This is a genomic window from Janthinobacterium sp. PSPC3-1 (genome assembly GCF_049896105.1).
In the GTDB taxonomy this organism is placed as follows: domain Bacteria; phylum Pseudomonadota; class Gammaproteobacteria; order Burkholderiales; family Burkholderiaceae_D; genus Janthinobacterium.
The window spans coordinates 306,154-320,089 of the sequence record NZ_JAFCTQ010000002.1 but is presented as its reverse complement, the minus strand read 5'-3'; the positions used below and the strand labels follow the sequence as shown (position 1 = coordinate 320,089).

Below are 13,936 nucleotides of genomic sequence, written 5' to 3'. Positions count from 1 at the left end.
GTCATGAACGGCTTCGGAAACTGGTGTAAGGTACAGATAACCACCACTTTTCCGGAGCCGCCATGTTGATCAAGCGCAGTCCCAACGGCATTGAACTGCCGTTCTCATCCGAAATCACGCCGCGCGCGGTCTTCGAAGCGCGCCGCAGCTTTATCAAGCAGGCGGCCATCGGCGCCGTCTCCAGCGCGGCCCTGCTGGAAATGCTCAGCCGTGAAGCCCACGCGCAAGGCACCCATCCCAAGCTGGCCGCCAAACTGAATCCCGCCTATTCGGCGCTGGACAAGCAGACCGCCTACAAAGACGCCACCACCTACAACAATTTCTACGAGTTCGGCACCGACAAGAGCGATCCGGCGCAAAACGCGGGTACCCTGCGCACGCGGCCGTGGACGGTCACCATCGAAGGCGAAGTCAAGAAGCCGATGACCCTGGACCTCGATGCGCTGCTGAAACTGGCGCCGCTGGAAGAGCGTGTCTATCGCCTGCGCTGCGTGGAGGGCTGGTCGATGGTGATTCCGTGGGTCGGTTATTCGTTCTCCGAGATCATCAAGAAGGTCGAGCCGACCGGCAACGCCAAATACGTGGAATTCATTTCGCTGGCCGACAACAAGCAGATGCCGGGCGTGGGCAGCCGCGTGCTGCAGTGGCCGTACACCGAAGGCCTGCGCATCGATGAAGCGAATCACCCGCTGGCGCTGCTGACCCTGGGCATGTATGGCGAAACCCTGCCGAACCAGAATGGCGCGCCGGTGCGCATGGTGCTGCCGTGGAAATATGGTTTCAAGTCGGCCAAGTCCATCGTCAAGATCCGCTTCGTCAAGGAACAGCCGCGCACCTCGTGGAACCTGTCGGCGCCGTCCGAATACGGTTTTTATTCGAACGTGAATCCGAACGTCGACCATCCGCGCTGGTCGCAGGCCAGCGAGCGCCGCATCGGCGAAGACAGCTTTTTGACGCGCAAGCGCAAGACGCTGATGTACAACGGCTATAACGACGTGGCCTCGCTGTACGCGGGCATGGACTTGAAGAAATTCTTTTAAGCAGGGTGACCCATGGCTTTCCATCCCACACCCCGGCAGCTGTCGCTGATCAAGGCCGTCATCTTCGTGCTGGCGCTGCTGCCCTTGGGCCGCATGGTGTGGCTGACGTACACCGGCCAGCTGGTCGAGCCGCTGGAATTCATCACGCGTGGCACCGGCGACTGGACCCTGTATTTCCTGTGCATCGGCCTGGGCGTCACGCCCTTGCGCCGCATCACGCAGTGGAACTGGCTGATCAAGCTGCGCCGCATGCTGGGCCTGTTCGCTTTTTTCTATGCCACCTTGCACTTCACCACCTTTTTATGGTTCGACCATTTCTTCGATCTGGCGGAAATGTGGAAGGATGTGCTGAAGCGCCCGTTCATCACGGTGGGCTTTATCGCGTTTGTATTGCTGATACCGCTGGCCGTGACCAGTACCAACGGCATGGTCAAGCGCCTGGGCGGCAAGCGCTGGCAGTGGTTGCACCGGCTGGTGTACGTGATCGCGCCGCTGGGGATATTGCATTACTGGTGGATGAAGGCGGGCAAGAACAATTTTGCCCAGCCCATCCTGTTTGGCTGCATCGTCGCGCTGCTGTTGTTAATTCGCGTCTATTTCGCCTGGAGCAAGCGGGTGCAAAACGCGAAGCTGGCGCGCTAAGTAATCGTCAGGAAATTATTGTGAAGTTATGACGAACAGAACCGGATGCTATGCAAGGCGCCAACTGCGACGCAGTGCGAGCACTGCTAGCAGTTGGCAACACAGCAGAGCGCCGGTTATGGAAGTCAGAAATCACAAGAATTTATTGGGGGTTACTTAGTACTGACTCAGGTCGCCGGCACGATCACCGGTGGTGGCGGCACCAGGGCCGGTTCGAGCGGGCCCTTGGCGGGCGCTGGCTTGCCCGACGGCGGCTTGGGCAGGTACAGGGCGCCGGGCTGGCCGCAGCCGGCCAGGACGCTAGAGACCACAATGGCAATGCCGATATAAAACGCTGAGGATGACTTCACGATTAGAATCACGGTTTGATTAAGATCTTTGGAGTGTAGCATGAGCGAATCGGAATTCCTGGCCTTGGCCGAAGCCACCCTGACCCGGATCGAGGCGGCGCTGGACCGGCTGAACGATGAAGACGTGCTCGACGTCGAATGCAGCCGCAGCGGCAATGTGCTGGAAATCGAGTTTATCGACAACGGCACCAAAATCATCGTCAACAGCCAGGCGCCGATGCGTGAAATGTGGGTGGCGGCCCGTTCCGGCGGTTTCCACTACAAGCGGGTTGGTGATGAATGGATCAATACGCGTGACGGCTCGGAACTGTTTGCGGCGCTGTCGACCATGGCGAGCGAGCAGGCGGGTGCGGTGGTGGTGTTGAAGTAAGTGCTTGAAGTGATGCATGAAAAATGGGCAGCCTTTGCGGGCTGCCCATTTTTTTGTGGCCGGGTAGGTCGGATTAGCGCGCAAGCGCGTAATCCGACAACACCGCAGACGTCAACAATATTGTCGGGTTACGGCCTGCGGCCTAACCCGACCTACCCGACCCAGGTGTTTAAAACAGCTCGTTCTTCACGGCTTCCTTGGCTTTTTCTTCCTCCGGCGTGCCGCGTGCCGCGCCTTCCAGGCTGCCGACTCCGGTGCCCGGCGGATTTTCCGCATAGTAGTACTCGTCGCCCACGTGGATCAGGCCTTCCGGTACCGCGCGTTCCTCGACCGGGATGCTTTTCAGCGCTTTCGCCATGTAGTTGATCCAGATCGGCAAGGCCAGGCCGCCGCCCGTTTCGCGGTTGCCCAGGTTGCGTGGCTGGTCGTAGCCGATCCAGGCAATGCCCACCAGCTTGGCCTGGTAGCCGGCGAACCAGGCGTCGATGGAATCGTTGGTGGTCCCCGTCTTGCCGGCCAGGTCAGGGCGCTTCAGGGCCATCGCCTTGTTGGCCGTGCCGAAGCGCACCACATCGTTGAGCATGCTGTTCATCATGAAGGCATTGCGCTCGTCGATCACGCGGTTGGCTTCCTCGCCCGCCTTGTCGGGGTTGGCTTCCGACAAGACCTTGCCGTCGCTGTCGGTGACCTTGGCGATCAGGTAGGGGTTGATCTTGTAGCCGCCATTGGCGAACACGGCGTAGGCGCCGGCCATCTGCAGCGGCGTGACGTTGCCCGCGCCCAGCGCCAGGGTCAGGTAGGGCGGGTTCTTGTCGGCGTCGAAGCCGAAGCGGGTGGCGTATTCCTGGCCGTACTTGGCGCCGATCTTGTGCAGGATGCGGATCGAAATCATGTTTTTCGATTTCATCAAACCCTTGCGCATGGTCATCGGGCCGTCGTATTTGCTGTCGTAGTTCTTCGGTTCCCACGCCTGGCCGCCCGTCTGGCCCGCGTCGAACGAGATCGGCGCGTCGTTGATGATGGTGGCCGGCGACAGGCCCCGTTCCAGCGAGGCGGAATAGATGAAGGGCTTGAAGGCCGAACCGGGCTGGCGCCACGCCTGCGTCACGTGGTTGAATTTGTTGCGGTTGTAATCGAAACCGCCCACCATGGCCCGAATCGCCCCGTCGGTCGTGCTGGCCGAAACAAACGCCGACTGCACTTCGGGCATCTGCGTCAGCACCCAGTTGTCGCCTTCGCGCATGACGCGGATCACGGCGCCGCGGCGGATGCGGCGGTTCGGCGCCGCCTTTTCCGACAGCCAGGCCGCGCCGAAGGTCAGGCCGGAACCGGTGATGCTGATTTCCTCGCCGGCGGAGGTCACCGCCTGCAACGATTTGGGCGACGCCTGCAGCACCATGGCGCCGATGATGTCGTCGCTGTCCGGGTGGTCGGCCAGTTCCGTTTCGATCGCATCGTCCGCTTCGGCCTTGGTTTTCGGAATGTCGATATACGCTTCCGGACCACGGTAGCCGTGGCGTTTCTCGTAGTCCATCACGCCCTTGCGCAGCGCGATATAGGCGGCGTCCTGGTCGGCCTTGGTGATCGTCGTGTAGACGTTCAGGCCGCGCGTATAGGTATCTTCCTTGAATTGCTCGTAGACCAGCTGGCGCGCCATTTCCGACACATATTCGGCGTGCACGCCAAAGGCGCTGCTGTCGGTCTTGACCTTCAGCTCTTCATGCTTGGCTTCCTCGAACTGGGCCGGCGTGATGTAGCCCAGCTGCGCCATGCGCTGCAGGATGTATTGCTGGCGCAGGCGGGCGCGTTTCGGATTGACCACCGGATTGTAGGCCGACGGCGCTTTCGGCAGGCCGGCCAGCATGGCCGCTTCGGCCACGGTCAGGTCGCGGATATTCTTGCCGAAATAGATCTGCGCGGCCGAGGCAAAACCATAGGCGCGCTGGCCCAGATAGATCTGGTTCATATAGACTTCCAGGATCTGGTCCTTGCTGAGGTTTTTCTCGATCTTCCACGCCAGCAGCACTTCATACGCCTTGCGCTTCAGGGTCTGTTCGCTGGACAGGAAGAAATTGCGCGCCACCTGCTGCGTGATGGTCGACGCGCCTTGCTTGGCGCCGCCCGTCAGGTTGTGCAGCGCCGCGCGCGTGATGCCCAGGTAGTCCACGCCGCCGTGTTCATAGAAGCGGTCATCCTCGATGGCCAGCACGGCTTTCTTCATGACATCGGGAATATCCTTGATGTGCACCATATTGCGCCGCTCTTCGCCAAACTCGCCGATCAGCACGCCGTCGCTGGTAAAGATACGCAGCGGCATCTTCGGCCGGTAATCGGTCAGGGTATCGAGCGCCGGCAGGTTCGGGTACGCCATCGCCAGGCCGAACACCACCAGCAAGACGCCGACCACGCCCACGCCCACCAGTGATACCAGGGCCATCAGCAGAAAGCGTTTGGGTTTGCCGCCCTTGTTGGGCGGCTTCGGGCCAGCGTTGCCAGCGGAGGTGGAAGATGTCATGCGCGTTATGTCTTTCAGTTAATTATGCGGGCCAATTATAAGCGAGCTTGCCGAGGGGACGGCGCGCCAGGCGGGCTGCGGAACTCTTGTCGCTACTCTATATAAGCGTGTCTGTGCTGGCTGGCAACAAGGATTTGGTAACAATTGTCCTGCGCCAGATCAGCTTCCCGGCAGATAGGCGCACGGTGCCGCAGACACCGGTGGGAAAGCGGTTGTCAGCCGGGCCGGGCCGGGACTAGCATTTTGGTGGGCGCTGGAATGGGAGCCACCATGTTTTCCTTGCATAAACCCGGTTTGCTGGGCATCGATATCGGCGACGACGCCGTGCGCGTGGTCGAACTCGGGCGCCGCCGCGGTGCCTTGCAACACTGGCATAGCGGCATGGCGGCCGTGCCGCCCGGCGTGATGTTTGACGGCAACGTCGATGATATCGAGGCGCTGGCCAGCCTGCTGCGCCAGGCTTGCCAGGCCAGCGGCAGCCGGTGTTCGCGGGTGGCGCTGGCCATGCCCGCCAGCAGCCTGATCACGCAGGCGGTGCGCTTGCCGGCCGGTTTGCCGGACGAGCAGCTGGAAATCCTGGTGGAACTGGAAGCGGCGCAATACATGCCGTTCACGATCGAGGACGCCAACCTCGATTTCTGCATCATGGGTCCGGCGCCGCCCTTGGGGCCGGACCGGCAGAGCGCCGAACTCGACGTGCTGCTGGTGGCGGCGCGGCGCTCCAGCGTGCAGCGCCGGCTCGATGCGGCGACCAGGGCGGGCTTGCAGGTGATGGTGATGGACAGCGAGGCGCTGGCCTTGCGGGCCGGCATGGCGCATGGCGGCTGGCAAGCCATGGCCGATGGCGCGGCCTTCCAGCTGGCCTGGGGCCTGGCCCTGCACGGGTTTGCCCGATGAATGCGAACGCAAGTGCGAGCGCGAGCGCGATGGTGTTTGTCAACCTGTTGCCGCACCGGCCGGCGGCGCGCCGCCAGCGCGAACGCCGGGTGCTGCGCCAGCTGGCCGGCGGCGTGCTGCTGGGCGCGGCGCTGGCCCTGATGGCGGGGGTGGCCCTCGGTATCGCCATCGACAGGCAAACGCGGCAGCAGGCGCAGTGGCAGGCGGCCATGCGCGAGCGCGATGGCGCGATTGCGGCCGCGCAACGGGCGCAGCGCGAAACGGCCGTGCTGACCGCGCGCCGGCAGGCGGTCCATCTGTTGCAGGCGCAGCGCAATGATGCCGTGATCGTGCTCGACGCGCTGGCCCGCGCCGTGCCCGCTGGCGTCACCCTGCACAGCCTGCGCCAGGACGGGGCGCGCCTGGTGCTGGCGGGCAGGGCGCCGTCGCAGCAAGCCGTGTCGGCGCTGTTGCTGGCGCTGGCACAGGCCTTGCCGGGTTCCACGCCGCAATTGCAGGAAGTGCGCGCGCCCGTGCCGGCGGCCGGCGGCGTGGAACTGACCGTGCACTGGACCTTGCCGTCCAGCTTGTCGCCAGGAGACTGACCATGTCCAGCCTGAAACAGATGGCGCTGTGGCCACGCTACCTGCGCCTGGCCTGCGCCGCCCTGCTGGCGGTCTTGCTGCTGGCGCTGGCATGGCTGGCGCAGCTGGGCGAGCTGGTGGCGCGCTGGCAGGCGGCACAGGCGCAAACCCAGGCGCTGCGTGACGCGCATGGCCAGGCGCAGGCCCGGGCCAATCAATTGCCGCGGCTGCGCGCTCACCACAGCGAAGTGGCCGCCACGCTGGCCAGCCTGGAGCAGCAGTTGCCGCGCCAGCAAGAGATGGCCGCCTTGTTGTCCGCTATCAACCAGGCCGGCCTGGCGCGCGGCCTGCGGTTCGAGTTGTTCAAGCCTGGCGTGCCGGCGCCGCAAGCGCATTACGTGGCCATGCCGATCGCCGTCAGGGTGCGCGGCGGCTACCACGCCATCGGCGCTTTCATGGCCGACCTGGCCTACTTGCCGCGCATCGTGACCGTGCACGGCTTGGCCATCAGTAGCGGCAAGGAAGGGCAGCCGACCCTGGACGCCGTGCTGCGCGCCTACCGCCTGCCCGATGCGCAGGAGCAGCAGGCAATGGATAACAGCAAGCCGGCCAAAGGAGCGGCCAGGGCAGCCAAGGCGTCCACGCCGCCACCGCGCCCGCTCGTGCCCTTCGTGCCGCGCGACTACAGCGCCAGCGACCTGCCCGATCCGTTTGGCGCCGCCGGCAGCGAGCGGCCCGCCAGCGCCGGCGTGGCCGCGCCCGACCCGCGCCGCGTGCGCGAACCGCTGGAAAGCGTGGCCCTGGCCGGCATGGCGATGGTCGGCAGCCTGCGCCAGCACGGCCGCCTCGACGCCTTGCTGCAGGCCAACGGGCGCTTGTACCGGATCGCGGCAGGCCAGTACCTGGGGCCGGACCATGGCCTGGTGACGGCGATTTCCGAGCAAGCCATCGCCTACCGGGAAGTGGCGCAGGACGCCGGCGGCGCCTGGCGCGAGCGGCGCGGCAGCCTGGCATTGCAGGTGGCGGGCGCAGCAGTCAAGGAGGCGGACAAATGAAGGCAAACGTCTTGCTGTTGATCATGGCGCTGGCCTTGCCCACCGGTGGCGGCGCACAGGACGCGGTAGTACAAGTGACGGCGCCGCGCCTGTATGCGGGCGAAGTCATTTCCATCGATTTCCAGAACGTGTCGGTGCGCGCGGCGCTGCACATGCTGGCCGACGCCTCGGGACAGAACATCATCGCCAGCGACAGCGTGGCCGGCAATATCACCTTGCGCCTGCGTGAGTTGCCGTGGGACCAGGCGCTCGACGTGGTGCTGCAGGCGAAGGGCCTGGACTTGCGGCGCAATGGCAATGTGCTGTGGATCGCGCCGCGCGAGGAAATCCTGGCGCGCGAAAAGCTGGAACTCGAAACGCGCGCGCAGATCGCCGAACTTGAACCGCTGCAGTCGGCCGTGTTCCAGCTGAACTACCAGAAGGCCGAGTCGTTTCGCACCGTGTTCGGCCTCGACGCGGGGGAAGGGCGCAGCCGCCTGCTGTCGCGCCGTGGCAGCGTGCTGATCGAACCGCGCACCAACCAGCTGTTTGTCAGCGACGTGCCGGCACGCCTGGAACAGATCCGCCTGCTGATCGCGCGCACCGATGTGGCGACGAAACAGGTGCTGATCGAGGCGCGCATCGTCGAGGCCAACGACAGCTTCAGCCGCAACCTGGGTGTGCGCCTGGGCTTTGCCGACCTGCGCCTGGCCCAGGGAGGCCAGCCCGGCTTTGCGATTGGCGGCGGCCGGCGCGCCACCGTTGGCGGCACGTACGAGGGCGTGGGCGAGGCGACCGGCCAGGCGGTGGCGGGTGCCGGCGCCTATGTGCCGAACACGCAATTCGTCAACCTGCCGGCCGCCAGCATCAACGGCCAGGCGCCGGCCAGCTTTGCCCTGAGCCTGTTTTCGGCCGCCGCCAACCGCTTCCTGAACCTGGAACTGTCGGCGCTGGAAGCGGACGGCAAGGGCAAGATCATTTCCAGCCCGCGCGTGGTGACGGCCGACAAGGTGCTGGCGCTGATCGAACAGGGCATCGAATTGCCCTACCAGGTGGCCACCAGCAGCGGCGCCACCTCGATCACGTTTCGCAAGGCCAATTTGCGCCTGGAAGTCACGCCCCAGATCACGCCGGACGGCAACGTGGTGCTGGAAGTGGACGTCAACAAGGACAGCGTGGGCCAGGAAACGCGTTCGGGCTTTGCCATCGACACCAAGCATGTCAAGACGCAGGTGATGGTGGAAGATGGCGGCACGGTGGTGCTGGGCGGCATTTATCAACAGTTGGAACGGGGCACGCAAAACAAGGTGCCGCTGCTGGGCGACATTCCCTTGCTGGGCTTTTTTTTCCGCAGCACGGGCCGCAGTCAAGAAAAAACCGAGCTAATGGTGTTTATTACGCCGAAAATAGTGGCAGACCGGCCCTCAACACGTTAATGTCACATCTTTACGTTTAAGTAACAATGCCAACGAAAGAGGACTGAGGGCAACGATGCGGAATAGATACCAGAGCAACAACTATTGGAGCAAGGCATGTAATTGGCTGATGCTGATGACGTTCGGCATCTTGCTGGCTGCCTGTGGCGGCGGCGGCGGCGATCCGACGATTGATGCTCCTGCCACTCCCGGCGCCGGGGTGGCCAGCGTGGCGCTCGTTGCCAGCGCCGCCACCATCGTCGCCTCGGGCCAAGACGGCACCGAAGTCACGCTGACCGTGATTGTTAAAAACGCCAGCAACAATGCCTTGAGCGGTCAGACCGTCGCCCTGACGGCCAATTCCGGCACCATCAGCAATACGACGCGCGTCACCGATGCCAATGGCGCGGTGACCGAGAAACTGAGCGTAAAGGGCGACGCGACACTGCGCGACATCACCATCACGGCCAGCAGCGGCGGCATCGTCTCCGCGCCGGTGGTGGTCAAGGTGGTGCCAGTCACGTCCAATGTCGCCACCTTGTTGCTGACGTCTTCCGATGGCAACCTGGCCTCGTCGGGCGGCACGGCGGTCAATGTCATCGCGTTTGTCAAGGACGCCAACAATGCCGTTGTGCCCAATGCCAACGTGACTTTTACTGCGGACTCGGGGGCGCTGGGCGCGACGGTGGTCAGCACCAATGCGCAGGGCCAGGCGAGCGTCAGCCTCAATACGGGCGGGGACGCCAGCCTGCGCACGATCAAGGTGCGCGCCAGTGCCGGTGCGCAAACGGCCAGTACCGATATCAGCGTCAGCGGCACCAAGCTGGCCATCAATGCATTTTCGTCGATCAACTTGAATACCAGTACCGATATGGTCGTCAAACTGGTCGACTCCAGCGGCAATGCGCTGGTGGGCAAGCCCGTCACCTTCAGTGCGCAAGTCAATCCGCTGACGGTAAAGGGTGGCGGCGCCAGCCCGGCGTTGACAGACAATAATGGTCAATTGGTACTCAGTTACAGCGCCGGGTCCGGCAGCAGCGACACGATCACCATCAAGGCGCAGGGCGATAGCGTGGTACTGCCGGTAACGATCAATGCGGCCAATTTCACGATCAATGCTGTCACTGGCGGCAATCAGGCGTTAACTAGCCTGGCGACGAATACCTGCTACGCCATTCGCGTGCACAGCGATGTCGCCGGCACGCCACAAGCGGGCAGTGTTCGTTTCAGTACTTCGCGCGGCACGATTTATCAAAATTCCAACTGCGTTACGCCTTTGCTGGCACCGCTGGCGCTGGTTGGTGGTGACGCCATTGCTTATGTGCAGGCTGCCGGTGCGGGCTTGACTTCGCTGTCTGCCAGGAACGAAAGCACGGGTGTGTCAGTGCAGGCGGATGTGGAATTCGTCGCGCCGTTGACGTCGCAGGCAAGCATTTCCTTGCAGGCGGACCCGGCCGTGATTGGTTCCAATACGACCGGCAGCACCACCGCGCGCAGCACGTTGCGCGCCGTGGTACGCGACGGCACGGCACAAAACAACCTGGTGAAAAATGCCCAGGTAAGCTTTACCATCAAGAGCGATGCCAGCAGTGGCTCGTTGAGCTCGCCGTCGGTGGTAACCACCGACGGCGACGGCATGGCCACCGTCAGCTATATCGCAGGCCAGGGCAGTACCGGTGTCGATGGCGTGACGGTCCAGGCCCAGCTGCAAGGCGTTTCGAGCAACAGCACCACGGCCAAACTGACGGTGACGAAGAAATCGCTGTTCATCAGTGCGGGCAGTGGCAATGTGCTCGATGGCACGGACAGCAGCACCTATCGCAAGACTTATACCGTCTTTGTGACCGATGCCACCGGCAATCCGGTGCCGGACGTGATCATCACGGCTGCCGCCTGGCCCCGTTATTACTACAAGGGCACTCTGCAGTTTTCCATTGCGGCGACCAGCTGGATCGTGGCGCAGCACGTGGAATGCAGGAATGAAGACCAGGACCGGGACGGCATGCTCGACCCAGGTGAGGACGTCAATGCCAACGGCCACCTCGATCCTGGCATTCCGCTTAATCTGTCCACCGGCGGCAAGACCGACAGCAGCGGCACCACCACCGTGACGCTGACTTATCCGCGCGACAGGGCCAACTGGCTGGACGTGGAATTGACGATCCGTGGCAACAGTTCCGGGACGGAGGCAACTTATGTCGGTTACACTTTGCTTCCGGGACTGTCCTCGGACTTTAACCGCCAGGATGTGTCTCCACCGGGCGTGAACAGTCCGTATGGGCAGGCGAATGTTTGTAGCAATCCAAAATAACTGTCGCAGCACATGCAAAATCTGTTTTTAGTAGGCCTCATGGGCGCAGGCAAAACCACGATCGGGCGCATCCTGGCCCGCAAGCTGGGCATGCGCTTTGTCGATTCCGACCACGAGATCGAAGCCCGTACCGGGGCTTCGATTCCGTTGATCTTTGAAATCGAGGGAGAGCCGAGCTTTCGCCGGCGCGAAGCCGAGGTGATCCGCGACCTGTGCGCGCAGGAAGGGCTGGTGATGGCCACCGGTGGCGGCGCCGTGATGAATGCGGAAAGCCGCGCCTTTCTGAAAGAACGGGGTACGGTGATTTACCTGCGTGCCAGCGTCAGCAACATCCTGGCGCGCACCAGCCACGACAAGAACCGCCCGCTGCTGCAAACGGCCGATCCGCGCAAGACGCTGGAAAACCTGACGGCGCAGCGCGAGCCGCAATACCTGGAAGTGGCCGACATTGTGATCGATACGGGCCGTCCTAACGTACAATCGATGGTCCAGACTATCCTGATGCAGCTGGCCAGCCTCGAATGCGAGGCCTCGCCCAACTGCGTCATTCACGCAGAGCCTTCGATGAACGAGCAATCCAAAATGTTGTTGAGCGTAGACCTCGACGAACGCAGCTACCCTATCGCCATCGGCCCCGGCCTCCTGGCCGACGCCGACGCGCTGCTGCGCCATATCAGCGGCCACAAGGTGGCCATCGTCACCAATACCACCGTCGCCCCGCTGTACCTGGGCCGCCTGCAGGCGGCGCTGGCCAGCGATGGCCGCGAAGTGATCAGCATCGTGCTGCCGGACGGCGAAGAGTATAAAAACTGGGCCAGCCTGATGCAGATTTTCGATGCGCTGCTGGCCAACAAATGCGACCGCAAGACCACCCTGGTGGCGCTGGGCGGCGGCGTGATCGGCGACCTGACCGGCTATGCGGCCGCCAGCTACATGCGCGGCATCGGCTTCGTGCAGGTGCCGACCACCTTGCTGGCGCAGGTCGATTCCTCGGTCGGCGGCAAGACCGGCATCAACCACCCGCTGGGCAAGAACATGATCGGCGCCTTTTACCAGCCGCGCGCCGTGATCGCCGATACTTCGACCCTGGAAACCCTGCCGGCGCGCGAGCTGTCGGCCGGCCTGGCCGAAGTGATCAAGCATGGCGCCATCATCGATGCGGCCTTCTTCGACTGGATCGAAGCGAACATGGCCAAGCTGATGGCGCGCGACAAGGGCGCGCTGGCGTATGCCATTGCCCGTTCCTGCGAAATCAAGGCCGACGTGGTCCGCCAGGACGAACGCGAAGGCGGCCTGCGCGCCATCCTGAACTTTGGCCATACCTTCGGCCACGCCATCGAGGCGGGCATGGGCTACGGCCACTGGCTGCATGGCGAAGCCGTCGGTTGCGGCATGGTGATGGCGGCCGACCTGTCGTGCCGCATGGGGTATATCGACCAGGCAGCCGTGGAGCGCGTGCGCAAGCTTGTCGCTGCGGCCGGCCTGCCGGTCAAGGCGCCGGACCTGGGCGTGGCGCGCTGGCTCGAACTGATGGAAGTGGACAAGAAGAACGAGGGCGGCGCCATCAAGTTCATCCTGTTGAAACCGCTGGGCAGCCCGTGCATCACGGCCGCCCCCCACGAACTGGTGCTGGCCACCCTGGCCGCCGGAGTCGCCTGACCATGACACCCGAAGACTTCCTCGCTCCTTACGCAGCCCATTCGGCACAGGGGCAGGGACGTCGCTTTGCCGAGGCGGCCCACGCCTCGCGCAGCCAGTTCCAGCGCGACCGCGACCGCATCATCCATTCCTCGGCCTTTCGCCGCCTCGAATACAAGACGCAGGTGTTCCTCAATCACGAGGGCGACCTGTTCCGCACGCGGCTGACGCACAGCCTGGAAGTGGCGCAGATCGGCCGCTCGATCGCGCGCAACCTGCGCCTGAACGAAGACCTGGTCGAAGCCATCGCGCTGGCGCATGACCTGGGCCATACGCCGTTCGGCCATGTGGGCCAGGATGTGCTCAACGAATGCATGGCGGACCATGGCGGCTTCGAGCACAATCTGCAAAGCCTGCGCGTGGTCGACACCCTGGAAGAACATTACGGCGCCTTCGATGGCCTGAACCTGATGTTCGAAACGCGCGAAGGTATTTTGAAACACTGTTCGCTGGCGCATGCGCGCGAGCTGGGGCCTGTGGCCCAGCGCTTTATCGACCGCACCCAGCCGACGCTGGAAGCGCAGCTGACCAACCTGGCCGATGAAATCGCCTACAACAGCCACGATATCGACGACGGCCTGCGCTCGGGCCTGATCACCATCGAGCAACTGGAACAGGTGGAATTTTTTGGCCGTTTGTGGCACGAGGTGCAGGCCGCGTATCCGGGATTGTCGGGCCGGCGCGCCATCTATGAAACCCTGCGCCGCCTGATCACGGCGCTGGCCGATGATCTGATCACCACCTCGACCCGGCTGATCGCCGACGCGGCGCCGCGCGACGTCAATGAAGTGCGCGCCAGCGCGCCGCTGATCCGTTTTTCGGACGCCATGCGCAAGGATGCGACCGAACTGAAACGCTTCCTGCGCGCCAACCTGTACCGCCACTACCAGGTCAACCGCATGCGCGTGAAAGCGAGCCGCATCGTGCGCGAGCTGTATGACAGCTTCATGGCCGAACCGGCCCTGCTGCCGCCCGATTATCAGATCAACGGTGATGACGTGACGAAGCAGGCGCGCAAGATCGCCGACTATATCGCCGGCATGACGGACCGCTATGCGATCCGCGAGCACCGGCGGCTGTATTCGCTCGACGAGCTGTAAG

Annotated in this window: 11 protein-coding genes and 1 pseudogene; 10 read left to right on the top strand and 2 right to left on the bottom strand. The window is 63.5% G+C overall.

Annotated elements, in window-relative coordinates; genetic code table 11:
• The first annotated feature begins 62 nt into the window (after window positions 1–62).
• Window positions 63–1,040: a protein-methionine-sulfoxide reductase catalytic subunit MsrP gene (gene msrP, locus ACP7B7_RS03640; RefSeq protein WP_426075776.1), complete on the top strand. Its 978-nt coding sequence runs from the start codon at window positions 63–65 to the stop codon at window positions 1,038–1,040.
• A gap of 12 nt (window positions 1,041–1,052) precedes the next feature.
• The gene (locus ACP7B7_RS03635) at window positions 1,053–1,682 is read left to right on the top strand and encodes a sulfite oxidase heme-binding subunit YedZ (protein WP_426075775.1); all 630 of its coding nucleotides are present in this window, start codon (window positions 1,053–1,055) and stop codon (window positions 1,680–1,682) included.
• Between the two features lie 167 nt (window positions 1,683–1,849).
• Here the strand turns inward: ACP7B7_RS03635 and lptM are convergent, their stop codons facing one another.
• Entirely contained in the window at window positions 1,850–2,032 is a 183-nt protein-coding gene (gene lptM, locus ACP7B7_RS03630) for an LPS translocon maturation chaperone LptM (RefSeq protein WP_308923567.1), read from the bottom strand.
• Between the two features lie 40 nt (window positions 2,033–2,072).
• Between lptM and cyaY the strand changes: the two genes are divergently transcribed.
• The gene (gene cyaY / locus ACP7B7_RS03625) at window positions 2,073–2,402 is read left to right on the top strand and encodes an iron donor protein CyaY (RefSeq protein WP_426075774.1); all 330 of its coding nucleotides are present in this window, start codon (window positions 2,073–2,075) and stop codon (window positions 2,400–2,402) included.
• A 169-nt stretch (window positions 2,403–2,571) separates the two neighbouring features.
• Here the strand turns inward: cyaY and ACP7B7_RS03620 are convergent, their stop codons facing one another.
• Window positions 2,572–4,917 carry a penicillin-binding protein 1A gene (locus ACP7B7_RS03620; RefSeq protein ID WP_308923569.1) on the bottom strand — a complete coding sequence of 782 codons (2,346 nt, stop codon included), beginning with the start codon at window positions 4,915–4,917 and terminating at the stop codon, window positions 2,572–2,574.
• A 270-nt stretch (window positions 4,918–5,187) separates the two neighbouring features.
• Here ACP7B7_RS03620 and pilM point away from each other — a divergent pair, with 270 nt between their 5' ends.
• The 7 genes and pseudogenes from pilM to ACP7B7_RS03585 all read left to right on the top strand — a co-directional run bounded on the left by pilM (window position 5,188) and on the right by ACP7B7_RS03585 (window position 13,935).
• Entirely contained in the window at window positions 5,188–5,814 is a 627-nt protein-coding gene (pilM, locus tag ACP7B7_RS03615; RefSeq protein WP_426075773.1) for a pilus assembly protein PilM, read from the top strand.
• Window positions 5,811–6,398: a PilN domain-containing protein gene (locus tag ACP7B7_RS03610; RefSeq protein ID WP_426075772.1), complete on the top strand. Its 588-nt coding sequence runs from the start codon at window positions 5,811–5,813 to the stop codon at window positions 6,396–6,398. Before pilM ends, ACP7B7_RS03610 begins: the two co-directional genes overlap by 4 nt.
• 2 nt (window positions 6,399–6,400) lie before the next feature.
• Window positions 6,401–7,432: a pilus assembly protein PilP gene (locus tag ACP7B7_RS03605; RefSeq protein WP_426075771.1), complete on the top strand. Its 1,032-nt coding sequence runs from the start codon at window positions 6,401–6,403 to the stop codon at window positions 7,430–7,432.
• Window positions 7,433–7,524: 92 nt separating this feature from the next.
• Window positions 7,525–8,847: pseudogene (locus ACP7B7_RS03600) on the top strand (type IV pilus secretin PilQ); the annotation flags it as partial.
• Between the two features lie 115 nt (window positions 8,848–8,962).
• Window positions 8,963–11,137 carry a beta strand repeat-containing protein gene (locus tag ACP7B7_RS03595; RefSeq protein ID WP_426075770.1) on the top strand — a complete coding sequence of 725 codons (2,175 nt, stop codon included), beginning with the start codon at window positions 8,963–8,965 and terminating at the stop codon, window positions 11,135–11,137.
• Between the two features lie 39 nt (window positions 11,138–11,176).
• On the top strand, window positions 11,177–12,796 hold the full coding sequence (gene aroKB / locus ACP7B7_RS03590) for a bifunctional shikimate kinase/3-dehydroquinate synthase AroKB (RefSeq protein ID WP_426075769.1): 1,620 nt from the start codon (window positions 11,177–11,179) through the stop codon (window positions 12,794–12,796).
• Window positions 12,797–12,798: 2 nt separating this feature from the next.
• Window positions 12,799–13,935 carry a deoxyguanosinetriphosphate triphosphohydrolase gene (locus tag ACP7B7_RS03585; RefSeq protein WP_426075768.1) on the top strand — a complete coding sequence of 379 codons (1,137 nt, stop codon included), beginning with the start codon at window positions 12,799–12,801 and terminating at the stop codon, window positions 13,933–13,935.
• Window position 13,936: the final 1 nt, after the last annotated feature.